General features: G+C 36.4%; 19 protein-coding genes. 11 read left to right on the top strand and 8 right to left on the bottom strand.

Going from position 1 to position 19626, the window contains the following annotated elements; genetic code table 11:
* Positions 1 to 33 precede the first annotated feature (33 nt).
* From P164_RS02490 to P164_RS02470, 5 genes are all read left to right on the top strand, one after another.
* Complete coding sequence (locus P164_RS02490; protein WP_028374901.1) at positions 34 to 621, top strand: superoxide dismutase family protein; 588 nt, start codon at positions 34 to 36, stop codon at positions 619 to 621.
* A gap of 88 nt (positions 622 to 709) precedes the next feature.
* Positions 710 to 1240 (top strand): RNA polymerase sigma factor, encoded by a 531-nt coding sequence (locus tag P164_RS02485; RefSeq protein WP_028374900.1) that lies wholly within the window; start codon positions 710 to 712, stop codon positions 1238 to 1240.
* A 1-nt stretch (position 1241) separates the two neighbouring features.
* Positions 1242 to 2051, top strand: a complete 810-nt coding sequence (locus P164_RS02480) for an anti-sigma factor domain-containing protein (protein WP_028374899.1) — start codon at positions 1242 to 1244, stop codon at positions 2049 to 2051.
* Between the two features lie 447 nt (positions 2052 to 2498).
* Complete coding sequence (locus P164_RS02475; RefSeq protein ID WP_028374898.1) at positions 2499 to 3704, top strand: LETM1-related biofilm-associated protein; 1206 nt, start codon at positions 2499 to 2501, stop codon at positions 3702 to 3704.
* Positions 3705 to 3778: 74 nt separating this feature from the next.
* Positions 3779 to 5107, top strand: a complete 1329-nt coding sequence (locus tag P164_RS02470) for a DUF2254 domain-containing protein (protein ID WP_028374897.1) — start codon at positions 3779 to 3781, stop codon at positions 5105 to 5107.
* Here P164_RS02470 and P164_RS02465 read toward each other — a convergent pair.
* From P164_RS02465 to P164_RS02445, 5 genes are all read right to left on the bottom strand, one after another.
* Positions 5104 to 5862: a LytR/AlgR family response regulator transcription factor gene (locus P164_RS02465; protein ID WP_028374896.1), complete on the bottom strand. Its 759-nt coding sequence runs from the start codon at positions 5860 to 5862 to the stop codon at positions 5104 to 5106. The two genes, P164_RS02470 and P164_RS02465, sit on opposite strands and share 4 nt — an antisense overlap.
* Before the next feature lie 41 nt (positions 5863 to 5903).
* Complete coding sequence (locus P164_RS02460; protein WP_028374895.1) at positions 5904 to 6239, bottom strand: 2TM domain-containing protein; 336 nt, start codon at positions 6237 to 6239, stop codon at positions 5904 to 5906.
* A 17-nt stretch (positions 6240 to 6256) separates the two neighbouring features.
* The gene (locus P164_RS02455; protein ID WP_028374894.1) at positions 6257 to 6571 is read right to left on the bottom strand and encodes a 2TM domain-containing protein; all 315 of its coding nucleotides are present in this window, start codon (positions 6569 to 6571) and stop codon (positions 6257 to 6259) included.
* Positions 6572 to 6673: 102 nt separating this feature from the next.
* Positions 6674 to 8011 (bottom strand): 2TM domain-containing protein, encoded by a 1338-nt coding sequence (locus P164_RS02450; protein ID WP_028374893.1) that lies wholly within the window; start codon positions 8009 to 8011, stop codon positions 6674 to 6676.
* A 12-nt stretch (positions 8012 to 8023) separates the two neighbouring features.
* On the bottom strand, positions 8024 to 8212 hold the full coding sequence (locus tag P164_RS02445; protein ID WP_028374892.1) for a hypothetical protein: 189 nt from the start codon (positions 8210 to 8212) through the stop codon (positions 8024 to 8026).
* 201 nt (positions 8213 to 8413) lie between these two features.
* Here P164_RS02445 and P164_RS02440 point away from each other — a divergent pair, with 201 nt between their 5' ends.
* From P164_RS02440 to P164_RS02430, 3 genes are all read left to right on the top strand, one after another.
* Positions 8414 to 12079: a hypothetical protein gene (locus P164_RS02440; RefSeq protein WP_028374891.1), complete on the top strand. Its 3666-nt coding sequence runs from the start codon at positions 8414 to 8416 to the stop codon at positions 12077 to 12079.
* Positions 12080 to 12170: 91 nt separating this feature from the next.
* Complete coding sequence (locus P164_RS02435) at positions 12171 to 13589, top strand: MBL fold metallo-hydrolase (RefSeq protein WP_028374890.1); 1419 nt, start codon at positions 12171 to 12173, stop codon at positions 13587 to 13589.
* Between the two features lie 4 nt (positions 13590 to 13593).
* Positions 13594 to 13977, top strand: coding sequence for a rhodanese-like domain-containing protein (locus P164_RS02430; protein WP_028374889.1), 384 nt, complete (start codon positions 13594 to 13596; stop codon positions 13975 to 13977).
* 51 nt (positions 13978 to 14028) lie between these two features.
* On the opposite strand, the gene P164_RS02425 is transcribed toward P164_RS02430, so the two are convergent.
* Positions 14029 to 14397 carry a winged helix-turn-helix transcriptional regulator gene (locus P164_RS02425; RefSeq protein ID WP_028374888.1) on the bottom strand — a complete coding sequence of 123 codons (369 nt, stop codon included), beginning with the start codon at positions 14395 to 14397 and terminating at the stop codon, positions 14029 to 14031.
* A 130-nt stretch (positions 14398 to 14527) separates the two neighbouring features.
* Between P164_RS02425 and P164_RS02420 the strand changes: the two genes are divergently transcribed.
* Positions 14528 to 15415 carry an SDR family oxidoreductase gene (locus P164_RS02420; protein WP_028374887.1) on the top strand — a complete coding sequence of 296 codons (888 nt, stop codon included), beginning with the start codon at positions 14528 to 14530 and terminating at the stop codon, positions 15413 to 15415.
* Positions 15416 to 15483: 68 nt separating this feature from the next.
* Here the strand turns inward: P164_RS02420 and rpiA are convergent, their stop codons facing one another.
* Both rpiA and P164_RS02410 read right to left on the bottom strand, forming a co-directional pair.
* Positions 15484 to 16161, bottom strand: a complete 678-nt coding sequence (rpiA, locus tag P164_RS02415; RefSeq protein ID WP_028374886.1) for a ribose-5-phosphate isomerase RpiA — start codon at positions 16159 to 16161, stop codon at positions 15484 to 15486.
* A gap of 41 nt (positions 16162 to 16202) precedes the next feature.
* Positions 16203 to 16784, bottom strand: coding sequence for an NTP transferase domain-containing protein (locus P164_RS02410; protein WP_028374885.1), 582 nt, complete (start codon positions 16782 to 16784; stop codon positions 16203 to 16205).
* A gap of 149 nt (positions 16785 to 16933) precedes the next feature.
* Between P164_RS02410 and P164_RS02405 the strand changes: the two genes are divergently transcribed.
* Both P164_RS02405 and P164_RS02400 read left to right on the top strand, forming a co-directional pair.
* Positions 16934 to 17395 carry a (2Fe-2S)-binding protein gene (locus P164_RS02405; RefSeq protein WP_028374884.1) on the top strand — a complete coding sequence of 154 codons (462 nt, stop codon included), beginning with the start codon at positions 16934 to 16936 and terminating at the stop codon, positions 17393 to 17395.
* Between the two features lie 10 nt (positions 17396 to 17405).
* Entirely contained in the window at positions 17406 to 19562 is a 2157-nt protein-coding gene (locus tag P164_RS02400; protein ID WP_035899308.1) for a xanthine dehydrogenase family protein molybdopterin-binding subunit, read from the top strand.
* Positions 19563 to 19626: the final 64 nt, after the last annotated feature.

Here is a 19626-nt window from a genome sequence, read left to right as displayed (position 1 = left end):
TTAGTACTCTACTAAACAATCAAAATTATCATTATGAAAAATTACGCAATACTTTTTTCACTTGCTTTAGCTTTAGGTTTTACTTCCTGTAAGAACGACAATAAAGACAAAGAAACAGAAGAAGTAACTACAACTGAAACTACTGAGGCTGTACAAGAAGCACCAGCAGTTAAAAAAATTACAGTAAAATTAGATTCAAAAAGTGGTAGTACTGCAGAGGGGTCTGCTGTATTTAAAGAAGAAGATGGTAAAGTTACGATGACAGCTGTTTTTGAAGGTCTAGAACCGGGAATGCACGCAATACATATTCACGAAAATGCAGACTGTTCTGCAGACGATGGTACCTCAGCAGGTGGTCACTGGAACCCTACTAAAGAGCAACACGGTAAATGGGGTGATGCTGCAGGTTATCACAAAGGAGATATAGGTAATTTTCAGGCAGATGAGAATGGAAACGGTACAATTACAATGACTACAGATGAGTGGTGCATAGGTTGTGAAGATAATATGAAAAATATCGTAGGTAAAGGTTTAATTGTACACCAGGGTGCAGATGATTTTAAAAGTCAGCCTAGTGGTGACGCAGGAGCTCGTGTGAGCTGCGGTGGTATCATTGAATAATACAAGCCTTAATATATAATACTAAAAGCAGCCAAATGGCTGCTTTTTTAGGTTTTATTTAATACATTTAAACCAACTAAATTTAGCTATGCAGCCAGACGATTTAATACTGAGATTACAACAAAGAGATGAAAAAGCGTTTGAGCGTTTGTATAGTCTCTACTCTCAAAGCATTTTTGGAGTAATTAATAGTGTTTTACACGATACAGAAGCTTCTGAAGAAGTTTTACAAGATGTTTTTATTAAAGTATGGGACAATTGTGACTCCTATTCTTCAAAAAAAGGGCGTTTTTTTACCTGGCTTCTCAACATAGCTCGCAATGCGGCTATAGATAAGACACGTTCTAAGTCATTTAAGAATCAAAAGAAAAACCTCACACAAGAATATTTCGTAGATATAATTGAAAGCAAGAATAGCTTTTCAAACAAGATGGATGCTATAGGAATTAGCAAGTACATTAAGACATTAGGTGAAGAATGTAAAAAGGTTATTAATCTATTATTTTTTAAAGGTTATACCCAGAAAGAAGCTTCAGAAGAGCTTAACATGCCTTTAGGTACTATTAAAACCCGTAACAGACTTTGCATTAACAAATTAAGAGAAATATTAGTAGAGTAAGATGAATATACAAGAATATATAGATTCTGGAATCCTCGAATTATATGTATACGGGGCTTTGACTTCACAAGAAAGTGAAGAAGTATCAAAGGTACTTATGCAATATCCTGAGGTTGAAAGTGAAGTTTCAGAAATTGAAGGAGCTTTGCAAAGCCTCGCAACGGCAGCTGCACCTTACAATCCTGAAGAAATGTTAACTGCTATAAAAGCAAAACTGCGAAATCATAGTGGAGTTATACAACTTCAGCCTACAGCAGCAAGCAAACGTACTAAGCTTATCTCATTTATAAGTGTCGCGGCTTCGCTAATCTTCTTAATAGGAATATTTGTTCTGTTAAACAGAACAAACAACTTACGCCAGGAGTTGAGAGTTGCTGAAGCTCAAAAAGCGATAATGGAGACTAAGATGCAAGATGCTGAAAATTCATTACAACAGACTAAAACTATTTTAGCTGTAGTAAGAGATCCTAAAGTGACTAAGGTTCCTTTGGCAGGTCAACAAGTTGCCCCAGATGCTTACGTAAATGTATTTTGGGATAAAGCTCAGAATAAAGCATATATAGATGCAATGGGATTACCAGAACCTCCAGAAGGTATGGTTTACCAGGTGTGGTCCTTAAAACTTGATCCGTTAACTCCTACGAGTATGGGACTATTAGATGACTTTAGCGCAAATGAAAACAAGGTGTTTACATTTGATAATCCAAATGAGTCACAGGCCTTTGGGATAACATTAGAACCTGCAGGTGGTAGTGAATCACCTACGATGGAACAACTCTATACATTAGGGGTTGTTAGCACAAATGCTTAAAACATCGTTAATTCAATAAAAATGCCTCTAGACAACTAGAGGCATTTTTTTATGTTTAAAACTTTCAAAACAGGGCATAAAAAAAGAACCACCTGCCTTCTCCAAAACATGGTGGTTCTCCAACTAACAAAAAATCCAAAAAAACTAATCAACTAACCAATTGATTTCCTTTCCTTTTTCATATTACCCCCGATAAATCGAGAAACTGGATTTTTACATAGTAAAAAGTTAAATGCCCAACTTAACTTATTCACTACATTTACGTAAAAGAAAAGCGTATGGTTTTGTAGAATCTAAACTTTCTGCTAATAATACTGTTAAAGTTTTTTAGTTGAGTCGCTCTAGGTATAAATCCTGGATAAGCATCCTTATTAAAAATGATTAAGTGGTTTATTATCAAAACTTTAAGATAAACAAAATCAAATTGAACTTTATAAATAGAATTGTATGAATCCCTCATCTCCCGGATGGATTACAAAACATCAATCTGTAATTAAAAAATTGCTGCACGCAACAGAACCTAATTCTGATGTTCTTTACAGTCAACTTTTACAAACCGGCTTTATTTATGGCGTTTCTGTAACAACACTGAGTTATGGTACTAATGAACCTTTACAGTGGACGGAAATTGAGCGTGCTAAACTCAACTTCTTTGACTGTTTATACTATATCTATTTTAAACACAATAGAGACGATACCCATTTTTATGCGGCTGTGATAGACTTTTACTCGCAGATAAACCCTAAGGAATATCAGTATTTCAGCAGTTTTATAAACCCTAAACCCAATGCCGCTTCATTAGAAAAAATCATACAAGAGCGTATACAAACCAATGAGCCTATTCTTCAGAAAAACTTTAGCAATGTAATTACTAATGCACTACTATTTCTTGACGTTATCGCATTTGATTATTTTTTGGATCAAGGAGAGAACAGCATAGCATTTGCTCAGGAATTAGAGGCAACGCTTATGAATACAATTTGGCTCGCGCTAATACAAAAAGAAGAGAAAGAGCATTACGACAAACTGCTCCTAAAGTTATTTGAGAAATCACTGCGGTACACGCGTAATTTAATGCGAGAAGTACAAAGTATTGAAGATTTACCCTTAGTTCACTTCCCAAAACTTACACAACGAAGATATTTGTTAGACCTTGCAGCGCTTGCCATTTGGGATGATGCCAAATTAGATTATACAGAATATCTCTTTCTTAAGAATTTTGGTAAATTACTGGAGCTGCCTACAGAAACTATTAATACTTCGGCAACCTATATACATGAATTTATTGTTAAAAACCGAAAGAAAATATCATACCTCAACTATAGTAATCCCGTAAAACACTTTTACAATCAAACCAGTCAAACCGTTAAAATTCTAATTCTTAGAAATAAAAAACGTTTAATACAGGAGCTTTCAGAAAGTAAAGATTTAGTTATGTTACTCAGCCAATCAACTTTTAGAGATTTAAGCAAAGCTGAAAAGAAAAGAGTTAAATCACAACTCTTAAGTATCTGCAAAAGCTTACCATCTCTGGCAATTTTTATACTTCCCGGAGGTGGTATCTTATTACCACTGCTTGTTAAATTTATTCCTGAGTTATTACCCAGCGCCTTTAACGAAAATAGAATAGACTCAGATTCTGATGAAAACTAACATTTAGTGTCTGTAGGTGTTAAGAGAATACAAATAAGACTGTAGGTTAAATAATTAAATTAGAAATTCGTTCAATGCGTCAACTTGTTACAAAAATCAAACTCTTTATTGTAAATCTCACCGGAAAAATAGGGTTTTACCCTTCTGTAATCGCTTTTATAGGTCTAATTGCCGGTTTTATCATGCTTTATGCAGAAAGCCGTGGGATTTCAGGATTTCTTATAGAGCATGCTCCTAACCTCGTTATTAATGATGCAGATACCGCAAGAACTTTACTAAGTACCTTCATTGGAGGAATTATCTCTCTTATGGTTTTTAGTTTCTCTATGGTTATGATTCTTTTAAATCAGGCATCGAGCAATTATTCCCCACGTATTTTACCCGGACTTATTTCTAATAAAAAACATCAATACGTTTTAGGGTACTATATAGCCACGCTTATTTATTGTATCCTCATTTTATTAAGTATTGAACCTACAGAAAATAAATACCAACTTCCGGGATTTTCTGTACTGGTAGGTATTGGTCTTAGCATGCTTACACTTGCGTTGTTTATCTATTTTATTCATTCAATTTCTGAAGCCATACAGGTAAACCGTATTGTTGAAAATATTTACAGTAAGGCAAAAACACGACTTGATCAGATTATAGAAAACACTACAAATAAATCAAATCACCCTGATTTTCCTGATACTAGTGACTGGCAAGAAATACGTATAGACAAAACCGGCTACCTACAGACAATAGCCATTGATACGCTACTTGACATTTGTAAAGAGAAAGATTGCAAAATACATATTATGCAACCTAAGGGGACATTTATACTTAAAAACATCCCAATTGCACGCTGTTCTATAGATCTAAATGATGATTTTAAAGAGCAGGTATTGTCCTGTTTTGGTTTTTCACGTAGCGAAATTGTAACTCATAATTATGTTTTAGGTTTTAAACAATTAACAGAAATCGCAATTAAGGCAATGAGCCCTGGTATTAACGACCCCGGCACGGCTATTACCTGTGTTGATTACCTTTCGGAACTCTTTGCATTACGCTTAAAAAAAGAAGATTATAGTTTTATACGTAATGAAAATGACGAGGCAGTTATAAGTCTACGTACTTTAAATTTTGAGGAACTCATCTATTTTGTTTTTGTGCCCCTGCGCGTATATTGTAAACATGATGTGATAATGCTGCATAAAATGTTAACAGCGCTATACTTTCTACTGCAGGTAGAAAGCGTAATTAAAAATGTAGATCAAACCCTCATCAGGGAAGCTAACCTTATTCTGGAAGATGCAAAAAAAGCCATTGACAACCGCACAGATTTAGAAGGTATATTTGCCATCGCCAAAAAAATACAGGCTGTAAATAACACAGATGTAGCTGTTCTCAGCTTAGATTAAGAAATCCACAGTTTAAAATCCTTGACGCGCTCCCTACTTACAATAATTTCTAAATCATCACCAGATTTAAGTTTTATTTGCAAACGCGAATTGGTATAGCTAATGATATCTTGTATTGCCTGTACGTTTACAAAATACTTTCGGCTTACTCTAAAAAAAACATCTGGAGCAAGCTCATTTTCTAAGAGTTCTAGTGTAGTATCTAGAAGATAATCGCGTTTATCGAACGTACGCGCATACGTACCTTTATTTTCACTGTAAAAACACACCACATCTTCAATAGTAATCATTTTAAGGTGTTGCCCTATCTTAACGGTAAAACGTTTTTTATACTCGCGCTCAACCGGGTTTACACCTAATAATTTGCGTATATCGTCAAAGTTAAGTTTAACATCTTGAGTTGGTTTATTCTGTTTTCTGAATTTAGTTACCGCCGCTTCAAGCTCGTCATCATCTATAGGTTTTAATAGATAATCTATACTATTGAGTTTAAATGCCTGTAAAGCATACTCATCATAAGCCGTGGTAAATATGATTGCACTTGTAACTTCTACAGCATCAAAAATCTCAAAAGACAACCCGTCACTTAATTGAATATCTAGAAAAATGAGATCTGGATGTTTATTTGAAGAGAACCAATTTACTGCTTCCTCTACAGAATTTAATTGTGCCTGTACATTTAACGCTAAAGCTTCAAGCATTCGCGTGAGTCGGCGTGCTGCGGGTTTTTCATCTTCGATGACGAGTACATTCATAGTTTAAAAAATGGTTCTATAATTTAAATTGTTTTGTATCTTTATTCCCAACGATCTAAAGAAGAAACACGCTCTTCTTCACGTTTTAAATACTCTTCTATTTTACGATTTTCCCATTGTTTATAATACGATTCAAAGAATCTTCCGTGTTTGAGGTAAATGGAATAGCCTACAAGACTTAAACCATAACCAACTACCATACACACAGGTGACCAAAATGGAATGTATTGACTAAATCTACCTCCATCAAAAGCACCCAGACAAAAAGCAACATAAAGTACAGATATGATAATATAAACAGGAATATGATTGTATAAATTTTTAAGCTGTTTCACACGGTTTACAACTTCTTTATAGGTTTTGTCTTGATCTTTCATAATATACTAATTTTCAGTTATTCCCAACGGCCCATATTAGATTGTGACTTTTCTTCACGCTCCATAAACTCCCTTATCTTTCGGTTTTCCCAATCTTTATTTACAATAGGGTTCCAGTTAAATGCTTTAGCTGCTTGAAACAATAAACCTACTCCCCATCCTAAAGCTGCCCAAAGAAACCAGGGGTACCTAAGATTGTTTGTATAATAATTAAGTGCTGCTAAAGCCCCTATTACAAGCACATAACTCATAAGGCTACCGTAAAATTTCTTGATTTCTGCTACTTGTTCTTTAGCTTGCAAGTATCTGTTTTCTTTGTCAAAATTTTCCATTTTATTTTGTTTTATTGTTTATACTGAAACAAATTTGCTGCGATTTCAGGTTCAATTCAATTTCAAATTACCCGATTGTCATTTTAAGTGACTCAACTGTAATTACTTTCTTTTTTGTTGATCCATCAACTGTTTAATTTTTCGGTCTTCCCAGCTTTTACCTAATAGAAAATTCCAGTTAAAAACATCTGCACCATGAAAGAATACCCCTAACCCCCAGCCCAATGCCGGGAAAATAGCCCAGGGAAATGAGCCACTGTATAGGTTTAACACTATTAATATGGGTATAATTAAACAGTACAGACCAAAGTTTATATAGAAGCCCTTTAACTTTTCTACGTGTTCTTTAGCCATCGCGTATTTCTTTTCTGAGAGGTAATATTCTGTATTCATAACCGGTTGTTTTAATTGGTGAGTGAGTGTGGGTATTTCAATTATAAACGCTGTTTCAGTAGTGTTAATTTGAACAGTTCGTGATGTCAATAACGCATAGCGCTGTTTAATATTTATAAGTCCTACACCACTGCTCTTTGACATTATTTTTTTAGGCTGAAGATTATTTTTTACTATGAGATAGTTACCTACTTCTTTAATAGTAATATGTAGTTTATGCTGGTCACTAACAACATTGTGTTTAACGGCGTTTTCTAGTAGCAGCTGTAAAGCCAGTGGCACTACTTTAGCATCAGGATTTATAACGTGTTGTGGCATAGTAAACACAATACTATCTTCGTATCGCATCTTAAGCAAGGTCATATAGGTTTTAGCAAATGCAAGTTCTTCTTCAAGCGAAATAAGCTCCTTATTCTTTTGTTCTAATACATAACGATATACTTTAGAAAGCGAGGTGGTAAACTTTTGTGCCTGCTGCGGATTTTCTTCAATTAAACTGGTGAGAACATTAAGACTATTAAACAAAAAATGTGGATCTAATTGATTCTTCAACGCATCAAACTGTGCCGATGCAGTACCGGCAATAATTTTCTGCTCCTTTACCTGCCGGTCTTTTTTATACCGGTAGTAAAAGAAAAAGTAAAAAATTAAATTACAGACAAGCGCGATAAAAAGAGGCATCCAATATCCTGAATAAGACTCTTCCTGCACAAATTTTATAAGATCTATTTCCTGTGTTACAGACTTAAGAAACATACGTATTAAAAAAATACCAAAAACAGTAACTACAAGACTTGCCGCGATGGCTTTAATTTGATGCTTATACGAGTACAAATTGTTTAAATTTTTACCATAGTAATATTTAAAAACACTCATATTAAGTAGATACAACACCACTGAATACACCATACTTTGTGCAAAATCTTCAGCTAGTGTTCTATTAAATAACAAGGCATTTCCGCCTCCTAGATGAATGATTAAAAAGACAATATAGATAGCGATTCCTACTATAACAGCTTTTCCTAATTCCTTTAAAAAATTGGTCATACTTAAATTTTGTTAGGGTAATCTTAATGATATTTCCCCCGTTTTAAAGTTATTACAATCTCCAGAACTCTCGTAGACTACTTCAGTCACTAATTCATTTAAAACGTTTTGCGCATAGCCCTCACGAGTAGTTACTAATGTAGATTGTGGCATTGTTGATAAAGCAACTGCATGCACTAGCCAGATAAATAATTTAATCATAACTGTTCAAATTTTTGATTAGACACCTCAAAGATTCTAATAAGATCAGTATTCAATAAATCTGTCTTACTCAATTGTTGATTTTAAATGCCCAACTGTAAACTATTAAGGTACTAGTGAATAACGTTAACAATTACACAAAAACTTTAAGCGTAGAGCAGATTTAATAATTTTGCTCAAATACGCATTAATCACCCCAAAATGAAACAGAAACTACACACCTATTCCCTACTGCTAATTGCTGCATTTTTAATTTATTCCTGCGCCAGTAAACGCACGCAATTTCTCGATCCAGAAATTAAAATAGGGGTTTCATCTATAGACACTACTGCTTACCGAAGCGTTTTTCTACTAGGAAACCTGGGCTCTAGCAAAAAAGGACCTAATAGAGACCTTTTGACTGGTTTTAAAAATTTTCAAAAGGAAAGAGCGCATCAAAATGATTATCTGATGATTTTGGGAGATAATGTTTATGCTAGTAAGCTAACGGAAGATAATAATGAAGAGCAGCTTAAAGATGTAATTGAATTAATTGAAGACTTTAACGGAAAAACACTTGTGATTCCCGGTGAAAATGAATGGAACGATCACGGTGTTGCAGGTCTTGAGAAGATTGAAGATTTTATAGAAAAGAAAATGGGGAAAGACAACCATTTTCAACCAGAAAATGGGTGTCCTATCGAAACGATTTCTGTAGATGAGGAAACCGAAATAATTATTGTAGATTCTCAATGGTATATCGAAGACTGGAGTAAACACCCGGGTTTTAACGACAAATGTGGCATTAAAACGCGCGCACAATTTTTGACTATTTTAAAAGATGAGGCGCGTAAAGCACGACATAAAAATGTGCTTCTGGTGATGCACCATCCCTTATATTCTAACGGAATTTATGGTGGTGAGATGAGTACCCGTGCTTTATATAGACCTTCTGCCGAAAATGCTTATATACCCGGTGCCGGCTTCATTTGGGCTTTTGCCCGTACACAGGGCGGCATATCAAAACAAGATCAATTTAACCCGTTAATGAATAGCTTGATGCAGGAGATTAAAACGATGGCTATAGATCTTCCCAGACTGTTTGTACTTTCTGCACACGAGCGCTCTATGCAGTATATAGAAAACGGTTCTATACGCCAGTTAATCACAGGCACAGGAAGTAAAACCGAATATGCAAGATTGGGTAAAGACGGCTTGTTTGCTTCGGTAGAACCGGGATTTTCAGAAATACGTTTGTTTAAAGATGGTGCCTCAACAGTGCATTTTTATACCTTAAATACTCAAAAACAAATCGTCGAGACTTTTTCAAAAGAAGCGTTTTTAAAACCAAAAGCTTATCCTGTAGATTCGTTACCCGTAACATTTTCGAAGACAAAAAAAGCACGTATTTATCCTAAAGAACTAGTTGAAGTTTCTGATAAATATGAAAAAAAATGGGGTAAACATTATAGAGATTTATATGGTGTTGAGATTGAGGCTCCCGTTGCACTACTCGATACACTATATGGCGGTCTAAAGGTTGAACGCGCCGGTGGCGGACATCAAACACAGTCATTACGACTGGTAGACAAAGACGACAGAGAATACAATATGCGGGCTTTAGCTAAAGATCCATTTGCATTTTTAAAATCTTCTGGCTATGATGATCTGGATGCTCAGGAATATTTTAAAGGGACCTTACCTGCTCGCCTTATTGAAGATTTCTACACCGCATCACATCCTTATGGCGCATTTGCAATACCTAAACTTGCAGGCGCTGCAGACCTCAACCACACGCATCCTAAGGTATTTTATGTTCCTAAACAGAAAGTATTAGGTGATTTTAATGAAACCCACGGGGATCGCCTGTATATGATTGTAGAAAAGCCTGATGCCGATTTTAACGGGGATCATATGTTTGGTTTTAACGAAGATGTTGAGAGCACCACAGATCTTTTTGAAGCCATACGTGAAGATGAGAAAAATGTAGTTGAAGAAAACGATTATATACGAGCACGTGTATTTGATATGCTCGTGGGAGATTGGGACCGTCATGAAGACCAGTGGCGCTGGGCAGAACGTAAAGACAGTGCAGATGTAGCAACATATATTGCAATACCCCGCGATCGCGATCAGGTATTTTCAAAATTTGATGGTAAAATTATCAAAATGCTCCAAAAATTTATGGCAAGTACCCGCGAACTCGCTAATTACGGTCCAGATATAGAATTTATTGAGAAGTTTAGTGAAAGTGCAATCACGCTAGATCGCGCTATATTGCAGAAAAGCACAAAAGAAGAATGGCTAGACGCTGTTGATTACATTCAAAAACAAATTACTCCTGAAGTGGTTGCAAAAGCTTTTACAGACATTCCTGACGAAATTCAAGATGAAGATTGGTTGCAACTACAAGATGATTTGCTAAAACGCAAAAGCAACCTTAAAGACATCGTAGAGCGCTACTATGCATTCTATATTAAGTTTCAAACACTCAAGGGAACAGATAAGGATGATCATTTTTATATTACCCGCAATGATGATGGCACAACTCGCATAAAAGCAGTTAGAATTGAAGATGATGAAGATGGGACTTTACTCTTTGACCGCACATTTAATCCTCAGGAAACTGCCGAAATATGGATTTATGGTCTTGATGATGATGATGTTTTTACTACAAATGGTAACGGTACAAGCAGCATTAAATTAGTAATTGCAGGTGGGCTGGATGACGATACTTATGATCTTAAAAATGGAAATAATCTTACCATATACGATCAGCCTAAAGGCAATAAAATAGAATCTAATAATGGGGCTCGTATGCGCTTTAGTTCGGTTTATGAAAACCATATTTATGACACAGAACGTCGTCCTGGAGAAGCAAAAAAAATTGGCTTGGAATTACCCTATAATCCTGACTGGGGATTGGCACCACATTTACGATTTGCACGTCAAAAATTAGGTTTTGAACGCAACCCGTTTACCTCACAATTTGTCTTAGATGCGCAGTATTTTTCACTTACGCAGGCAGCAATTTTTAAAGCCGAAGTACATTTTGCAAATATTTTTCCGGAGTGGAATTTTAAAATTTCTGGTCTTGCAACCACAAATAATTATACAGAAAACTTTTTTGGCTTCGGAAATGAAACTTTAAATGCTGCCACAAATTTTGATTTTAACCGCATCAATATGCAGAAATTTGAGGGCGGCATAAGCGTGTATTATAACGGTGAATATGGTAGTTCATTTGAAACCTCTCTTAAGTTTCAAAAATTTGAACTTGACCCTTCACTTTTAATAAATACAGCTAACAATCTCATTAATAATGAATATGCTACCGCTAGTGCAATTTATTCCTACAAGAGCATAGACAACATAAATTTTCCTACACGAGGGATGATTTTTGAAGCTTCGGGGTATTTTAGTGATAACTTAAATTCTGCTGAGACCGTTTTTGCTGCAGACCCCAAAATCACTTTTTGGAATGCGATAGACAGCTCAAGAGATTTGGTTTTAAAAACACAGGTTGACGGGCAACTGCGTTTTGGTAATGACATTCCATTTTATCAGGCGGCTCGTTTGGGAGGTAATTCCGGTTTGAGAAGTTACCGTCTAGATCGGTTTACAGGAGACCAATCGCTTCGTGCTTCCGCAGATATTTTATATCAATTTAAACCCTTAAAAACCGCTCTTTTTCCCGTACGTTCACACCTCTTTGCAGGTTATGATTTAGGTCGCGTATGGCTCAATAATGAAAACTCAAAAATGTGGCACACCAGTTATGGAGGCGGTCTTAATTTTAGTATAGGTGCATTTTTAAATAGTAGCTTTAGTTACTTTACAGGTGATGATGGTGGGCGCTTTCAATTCGGGTTAAAATTTGGTGCTTAAACAAAAAAATCAATTCTGTTAAATCAATGTAACACGAGTTACCCAGATACCACAACAGGTGCCTTATCTTTGTAATAGAAAATTAGAACAGATGAACATAGAACAGATTTATACCGGTTGTTTAGCTCAGGGAGCCTATTACATAGAAAGTCAGGGCGAGGTTGCCGTTATTGACCCACTTCGAGAAGTAAAACCCTATATCGAGCGCGCAGAAGCAGATAATGCAAAAATCAAGTATATTTTTGAAACTCATTTTCACGCAGACTTTGTTAGCGGGCATGTAACACTCGCTAAAGAAACGGGTGCGTCTATTATTTATGGCCCCAATGCAAACCCTACATTTGATGCAGTTATTGCAAAAGACAATCAGGAATTTAAGTTAGGTGCTATTACTATAAAAGCGCTTCATACGCCGGGACATACTATGGAGAGTACCACGTACCTTCTTCTAGATGAAAATGGAAAAAATCACGCTATTTTTAGTGGAGACACTTTATTTTTAGGTGATGTGGGACGTCCTGATCTGGCTCAAAAAGCTAAAGAATTAACTCAAGAAGATCTTGCCGGTTATTTATACGATAGCTTACGCGAAAAAATTATGCCTCTGGCAGATGATGTCATTGTATATCCTGCTCACGGCGCAGGCTCTGCTTGTGGTAAGAATATGATGAAAGAAACCGTTGACACGCTGGGAAATCAAAAGAAGGTAAATTATGCCTTGCGTGCAGATATGACTAAAGAAGAATTTATTAAGGAGGTTACAGATGGTTTATTACCGCCTCCCTCTTACTTTCCACTTAATGTAAAAATGAATAAAGAAGGCTACGACGATATTGATGATGTAATAGAACGCGGTACACAGGCTTTAACTCCAGATGCATTTGAGACTGCAGCAAATAAAACCGGCGCCGTTATTTTAGATGTGCGCAATCAGGCAAGTTTTGCTGAAGGCCATATCCCTAGATCTATATTTATAGGTATAGATGGTGGTTTTGCTCCCTGGGTAGGTGCTCTTATTGCGGATACCGCACAACCTATTTTACTAGTTGCAGAAGAAGGTCGTGAAGAAGAGACAATTACGCGTCTGTCTCGAGTAGGATTTGATGGGACTATAGGATATTTAAAAGGCGGATTTAAAGCCTGGGAAGCTGCTGGCAAACAAACCGATTACGTAAAATCTGTTACAGCTACCGAGTTAGAAGCTACTGTATTAGCTGATAAAAATACTCCTGTTTTTGATGTACGGAAGCCGGGCGAATTTGAAGCAGAACACTTAGAAGTTGCATCAAGTACGCCTTTAGATTTCATAAATAAACACTTAAGTGATTTCCCAGATACTGAAGAATTCTATATTCACTGTGCAGGAGGGTATCGCAGTATGATTGCAGCAAGTATTTTAAAAAGCCGCGGAATTCATAACTTAGTAGATGTGCAGGGTGGTTACAAAGCTTTAAAAGAAACCAACTTAAAAACAACTAACTTTGTATGCCCTTCCACTCTTAAAAAATAAAATTATGAAAGTATTTTTAACTTTTTTCCTTTTTGTTTCGCTTGCTTTTCAAGCGAACGCGCAAGAGTCTAAACACGAAGTTTTAGACAAAGCTACTTTTAAAAGTAGTATTGAAAATAATACTGTAGCATTAGTTGATGTTCGTACAGCTTCAGAATTTGAAGCTGGTCATATTGATAATGCAAAAAATATCGATTTTTTAGATACCGCAACATTTAATAGTAAACTACAAACCTTAGATAAATCTAAACCTGTTTATATTTATTGCCGTTCTGGAAATCGCAGTAATAAAGCTGCCGAAGTGATGAAAAACTCAGGCTTTACTACAATCTATGAACTTGAAGGAGGTTATTTTAATTGGAATAATGAAGATACTATCGAAGACTAAACAGCCAACTTAAGTAGATACAAGAGCTCGAAAATTAATTTTTTCGGGCTTTTATTTTTTAAAAGCAGCACGAGATTTTTCGATCTCCACACGATTTTGATCTGCCCAGGCTGCAAGATTCTGCAGATGTGGTATTAAGCTTTGCCCCCGTTTGCTCAACATATATTCCACCCGTGGTGGAATTTGAGGATATTGTTTACGTATTACCAGATCATCTGCTTCCAAAGATTTTAAGCTTACAGAAAGCATTTTCTGAGAAATTGAAGTAATTACTTTGTACATCTCGTTAAAACGCATTACAGGCTCTTCATTTAAAAGCAATAAAATAAGAATAGACCATTTATCTCCAAACCGGTCCATCACGTTACGAACAGGACAGTTTTCAATTTCGGTAAATTTATTCAAACTATTTTCAATCATAAAGAATTGATTTTCAACATTAATAACCTTCAAGTTAGTCACCTACTCAAACGTAAGTTCTTTCTTAAGAGCTAATTACACTATACATTTGACTAACCAAAAGTAAGTTAATAACTAAAAAAATAAAAATATGAGCACCTATTTAATTACAGGAGCGACGGGAAGTCTAGGGAGTAGTGTAGTAAAACATCTTTTAACTACTGTTGACACATCAGAAATAGCCGTCTTGGTACGCGATACCGAAAGTAAACAAGCAAAGGAATATAAAGCTAATGGTTTTGATCTACGTGTTGCAGATTATGATAATCTTGAAACGCTAACCGAAGCATTTAAAGAAATTAAATACCTCTATTTTGTTTCTGGTAGTGATATTAATTCAAGATTAAAACAGCATAAAAACGTAATAGACGCAGCGGTTAATGCAAAGGTTTCCCATGTAATTTATACCAGTGCAGGCAGAAAAGATGAATCTGAAAACGCTCCCCTCTTTGGTGTTATGAATGCTCATATGCAAACAGAAAGATGGTTACAAGACGCTGCATTTAAACATACTATTCTACAACATAATTTATATGCTGAAGTCGTACCTATGTTCATAGGAGATAAAAAAACTTTATTGCAATCAAAACAAATCTTTTTACCCGCAGGAAACGGAAAAACTGCATTTGCATTGCGTGAAGATTTAGCTGAGGCCGGAGCGATAGTACTTAAAAATACAGCTGACCACATCAACAAAACCTATACTTTAAATGGTGCAGAAACTCTAAGTTTTGAAGAAATAGGAAAAAGTATATCTAAAATTACAGGAGAAAACATAGGATACACATCACCAGATCCTGAAACCTTTAGAACAACAATGAATTCTTTTGGTGTACCAGAAAATATCATAGGTATGATGCAAGCGTTCTCATTAGGAATAGCAGCAGGAGAATTTGACAATATTTCCACAGACTTACAGATGTTGTTAGGGCGCGAGCCTAAATCGATTACAACACTTTTTGAACAGGTTTACAGTTAAACTAAAGCATAAAAAAAGGAGAAACTATTTACGGTAGATTCTCCTTTTTAATATTTTGTAAGAATACCTTAATTACGATGCTTTACCACAGGACCACCCTCTTTACCTACTATAATCAGACTAGTTGTATTAAGAAATAAACCGGTTTCTACGATGCCGGGTACTTTTAGTAATTTTATTTCCAAGCTTTGAAGATCATTAACCCCTGAGATATCGATATCTAATATGTTGTTATTTTCATCTGTACGATACGGCAGCTCTTCTTTCATTCGCTGTACAGGTTTTAAACCTTCAGCTTGCAAATAATTAAAAATTTGTTTTGTAGCAAAAGGTATAACTTCAACAGGAAGCTTAAAGGCTCCTAGCTTTTGTACATCTTTACTACTATCTGCAATGATAATGTTATAGGCGGTGTTCCACGCTAGTATTTTTTCACGCAGTAAGGCTCCACCACCTCCTTTTATGAGTTGAAAATTATCATCAAACTCATCTGCACCATCTATGGTGACATCTATTGTATCAACTTCGTGAAGTTCAACAATGGTAATACCTAGTTCTCGCGCCAGCTTTTCTGTAGCATCAGACGAAGGTACACAGGTAAGATTCATCCCATTTTTAACAAGATCCCCTACTGCTTCAATCATATGTTTTGCAGTAGAACCGGTACCCAGTCCTACGACCATATTATCTTTTATAAATTTAACAGCTTCTAATGCAGCTTGTTTTTTCTCTTGATCAGCAGTCATTTGATTAAATCGTGTTGTGGTTTCAGTGATTAAAAATAAGTTTATTTTTTTAGCAAACGTCTATAATCTTCGGGAGTATCAATGTCTTGAATTTTATTTTTTGCATCAATCGACAGCACAAAATCAGAACCTGAGTTTAACAATTTACGTGCACCCAAATCTCCAGAAAGTTCTTCGAGCACCTCAAAATAGCTTCTAGGAAAAACCGCTGGCACCCCGTTTTTAATACCATAACCAGAAGCTATGCATTTATTATCGTGTACTTCAGCAGTATCAATTAATAGATTCAAATAGTCTGTATCTATTTTAGGTTGATCTGCAAGCATCACTAAAACACGATCAAAGTGAGTATTATTTAAATGTTTAATACCTGTCGCTATACTATTTCCGAGGCCTTGCCCCCAGTCTGGGTTATAAATTAAGTGAATTTTTTGTGGAATACCTTTTTCAATAACTTCTGCATTGGCCCCTAAAACACAATAAACAACTTCAGCTTTAGAGGCTAGAGCCTGCATCATTGCATGACCTAATAAAGTGCTGCTCTTATATGGGAGTAATTGCTTTGCTTTTCCCATTCTACTGGCACTTCCTGCTGCAAGAATTAATATTGCTGTAGATTTCATAACTCTATTTTACCGTATAAATCTAATTCATTGAGACCTAAAATGATCTGAAATAATCTTTCTCTTTTTTTGAATCTGTATAAATAGAAGTAACGGTCTAACAAACCTGTTAAGTTTTTATTAATTTAACCAAAACAAAAAAAAATGCTATGCCCGTTTACAATCTAAAAGTTAATGGTAAATCGATGAGCGTCGATGCAGATCCCGATACGCCGCTATTGTGGGTTTTAAGAGACGAACTTGATCTTGTAGGAACAAAATTTGGCTGTGGTATAGGCCAGTGTGGTGCGTGTACCATTCATATTGATGGTGCCGCAACCCGAAGCTGCTTATTACAGATAAGCTCATTAGAAAATACCGAAATCACAACTATTGAAGGCCTTTCTGATGATGGCACGCACCCTGTGCAAGTCGCCTGGAAAGAACATGACGTACCTCAGTGTGGTTATTGCCAGGCCGGCCAGATTATGACCGCCTCTTCTTTTCTTAAAGACAATCCTACACCTTCAGAAACTGAAATACGAGACGCGATGAGTGGCAACCTTTGCCGTTGTGCATCGTATAATCGTATTGAAAAAGCGGTGGCAGATGCCGCAACTAAACTTGCCTAAACTAGTGATGATGAAAAAAGAACAAAAAATGACATTTAGCAGACGTGGGTTTATACGCACTTCTGCACTGGCAAGTGGTGGTTTATTAATTGGATTTAATTTTCTTACAGCCTGTAAAGAAGATGTACAACCACCTGTAGATATTGCCAATCTTAACTTCAATGATTTTAATGCCTATATACAAATTGCAGACAATGGGTATGTAACTATTTTTTCACCCAACCCAGAGATTGGACAAGGTGTAAAAACGTCTATGCCTATGATTGTTGCAGAAGAGCTTGATGTACCGTGGGAACACGTTTATGTAAAGCAAGCCGGTCTGGACACTGATAAATATAGAGGTCAGGTTGCCGGTGGTAGTCAGTCTATACGACAAAACTGGGATGTATTGAGACAAACCGGAGCCACAGCAAAACAAATGTTGATCAATGCTGCCGCTGCAAAATGGCAAATAGATGCTGCAGATGTGACTGCCTCTGCAGGTGTAATTACAAGTAAAACTGGAGAAACTCTAGGCTACGGTGATGTAGTTAAAGAAGCTGCAACTTTAGAAGTGCCTGAAGAAGTTACTTTAAAAGAGCCCAAAGATTTTAAGATAATAGGTAATGATGCTGTCAATGTAGATTTAGATAAAATCGTGACCGGTAAACCACTTTTTGGATTAGACTATAAAAAAGAGGGTATGCTTTACGCTTCGGTAATGCGTCCTCCGGCTTTTGGCCAGACCTTAGTAGAGTTTGATGATACAGATTCACGCGCCGTAAGTGGTGTGAGCGATGTTATTCAATTTGGTGATAAAATAGCTGTACTCGCTAAAAATACGTGGTCTGCTATGAAAGGTAAAAAAGCATTGAAGGCGAATTGGCAAGATAATAACTTAGAAAGTACCGAAAAACATGATGCGCTTCTAATAGGTCTTTTAGATAGCAAAGAAGGTGAAGTACGTCGTGAAGATGGCGATGTCAATACAGCATTTGCAGAAGCAGATCAGGTTTTAGAACGCACCTATGAATCGCCGTTTTTACCACATAATTGTATGGAGCCTATGAATTTTTATGCAGATGTTACTGCGGAAAGAATTCATCTTGCAGGACCAATACAAACTCCAGAAGGTACTGCGGCGCAGGTTGCTAAACTATTAGATCGTACACCCGAAGAAGTAGATTTAGAACTAACCCGTATGGGTGGTGGTTTTGGTCGCAGACTTTATGGTGATTTTGTTCTGGAAGCTGCAGAAATCTCAAGTAAAGCAGGTAAACCTATAAAGTTAGTGTATTCTCGTGAAGACGATATGAGTGCAGGAATTTTTAGACCTGCGATAAAATATAGAATTTCAGCTTCTCTAAAAGATGGCAAAATTACCGGCTACAAACTGAAAGAAGCGGCAATAAACAGCAATATGTATGGTCTTATTCCGCACTTTTTCCCGGCGGGAGCTATTCCTAATTTAAAAATAGAAAGTGCAAATTACTCCAGTAATATAACGACAGGAGCCTGGCGCGCACCCTACACAAACTTTCTGGCTTTTGCAGAGCAAAGTTTCTTTGATGAAGTTGCAGAAGTATTAGATCATGACCCTGTTCAGTTACGTTTAGATTTGCTAGACCAGGTTAATGAAGGAGCAGATGAACGTATACAGTACTCAGCTTCCCGAATGAAAGAAGTGATTAAACTCGCTGCTAAAGAAGGAGATTGGGGCAATGCTCCTGAAGGTGTTTTTAAAGGTTTTTCGGCTTATTACAGCCATAACACTCACGTTGCTGAAGTCGCCGAAATACGTATGCAAAACGGAATTCCTAAAGTTGAGCGTGTTACAGCAGCTGTAGATTGTGGTATCGTAGTGAATCCTACAGGTGCAAATAATCAAGTGGTAGGTGGCGTTCTAGACGGTATAGGTCACGCGATGTATGGTGATTTTACCTTTACAGATGGTAAACCCTCTTCAACAAATTTTGACACCTACCGCCTTATACGTATGCACGAGACACCAAAAGTAGCTGTTCATTTTGTTAAAAGTGAAATTGCTCCTACCGGTCTTGGAGAGCCGGGCCTGCCTCCTGCAGGTGGCGCTGTTGCAAATGCAATTAAAGCTGCAACCGGAAATCGTATTCTCAAACAGCCATTGACTAAATATATGACTGAAACAGAAACTACTGTAAAAGGATAATTTTAATGAAACTTATAAAAAAAGAGACCCCAAATGAGGTCTCTTTTTTATGCAATTCAATTGA

Origin of the sequence: Leeuwenhoekiella sp. MAR_2009_132, from assembly GCF_000687915.1 — a bacterium.
Lineage (GTDB): Bacteria > Bacteroidota > Bacteroidia > Flavobacteriales > Flavobacteriaceae > Leeuwenhoekiella.
Note: the sequence above shows the minus strand (reverse complement) of the source record. Positions and strands in the feature narration are given on the sequence as shown.

What these genes read in the sequence shown, in the direction of transcription:
- P164_RS02430 (WP_028374889.1), top strand. Translation starts at nt 13,594, where the DNA reads ATGAAAGTATTTTTAACTTTTTTCCTTTTTGTTTCGCTTGCTTTTCAA.
- P164_RS02485 (WP_028374900.1), top strand. Translation starts at nt 710, where the DNA reads ATGCAGCCAGACGATTTAATACTGAGATTACAACAAAGAGATGAAAAA.
- P164_RS02475 (WP_028374898.1), top strand. Translation starts at nt 2,499, where the DNA reads ATGAATCCCTCATCTCCCGGATGGATTACAAAACATCAATCTGTAATT.
- P164_RS02465 (WP_028374896.1), bottom strand. Translation starts at nt 5,862, where the DNA reads ATGAATGTACTCGTCATCGAAGATGAAAAACCCGCAGCACGCCGACTC.
- P164_RS02420 (WP_028374887.1), top strand. Translation starts at nt 14,528, where the DNA reads ATGAGCACCTATTTAATTACAGGAGCGACGGGAAGTCTAGGGAGTAGT.
- P164_RS02470 (WP_028374897.1), top strand. Translation starts at nt 3,779, where the DNA reads ATGCGTCAACTTGTTACAAAAATCAAACTCTTTATTGTAAATCTCACC.
- P164_RS02455 (WP_028374894.1), bottom strand. Translation starts at nt 6,571, where the DNA reads ATGGAAAATTTTGACAAAGAAAACAGATACTTGCAAGCTAAAGAACAA.
- P164_RS02445 (WP_028374892.1), bottom strand. Translation starts at nt 8,212, where the DNA reads ATGATTAAATTATTTATCTGGCTAGTGCATGCAGTTGCTTTATCAACA.
- P164_RS02440 (WP_028374891.1), top strand. Translation starts at nt 8,414, where the DNA reads ATGAAACAGAAACTACACACCTATTCCCTACTGCTAATTGCTGCATTT.
- P164_RS02405 (WP_028374884.1), top strand. Translation starts at nt 16,934, where the DNA reads ATGCCCGTTTACAATCTAAAAGTTAATGGTAAATCGATGAGCGTCGAT.
- P164_RS02410 (WP_028374885.1), bottom strand. Translation starts at nt 16,784, where the DNA reads ATGAAATCTACAGCAATATTAATTCTTGCAGCAGGAAGTGCCAGTAGA.
- P164_RS02450 (WP_028374893.1), bottom strand. Translation starts at nt 8,011, where the DNA reads ATGACCAATTTTTTAAAGGAATTAGGAAAAGCTGTTATAGTAGGAATC.
- P164_RS02400 (WP_035899308.1), top strand. Translation starts at nt 17,406, where the DNA reads ATGAAAAAAGAACAAAAAATGACATTTAGCAGACGTGGGTTTATACGC.
- P164_RS02460 (WP_028374895.1), bottom strand. Translation starts at nt 6,239, where the DNA reads ATGAAAGATCAAGACAAAACCTATAAAGAAGTTGTAAACCGTGTGAAA.
- P164_RS02480 (WP_028374899.1), top strand. Translation starts at nt 1,242, where the DNA reads ATGAATATACAAGAATATATAGATTCTGGAATCCTCGAATTATATGTA.
- P164_RS02490 (WP_028374901.1), top strand. Translation starts at nt 34, where the DNA reads ATGAAAAATTACGCAATACTTTTTTCACTTGCTTTAGCTTTAGGTTTT.
- P164_RS02435 (WP_028374890.1), top strand. Translation starts at nt 12,171, where the DNA reads ATGAACATAGAACAGATTTATACCGGTTGTTTAGCTCAGGGAGCCTAT.
- P164_RS02425 (WP_028374888.1), bottom strand. Translation starts at nt 14,397, where the DNA reads ATGATTGAAAATAGTTTGAATAAATTTACCGAAATTGAAAACTGTCCT.
- rpiA (WP_028374886.1), bottom strand. Translation starts at nt 16,161, where the DNA reads ATGACTGCTGATCAAGAGAAAAAACAAGCTGCATTAGAAGCTGTTAAA.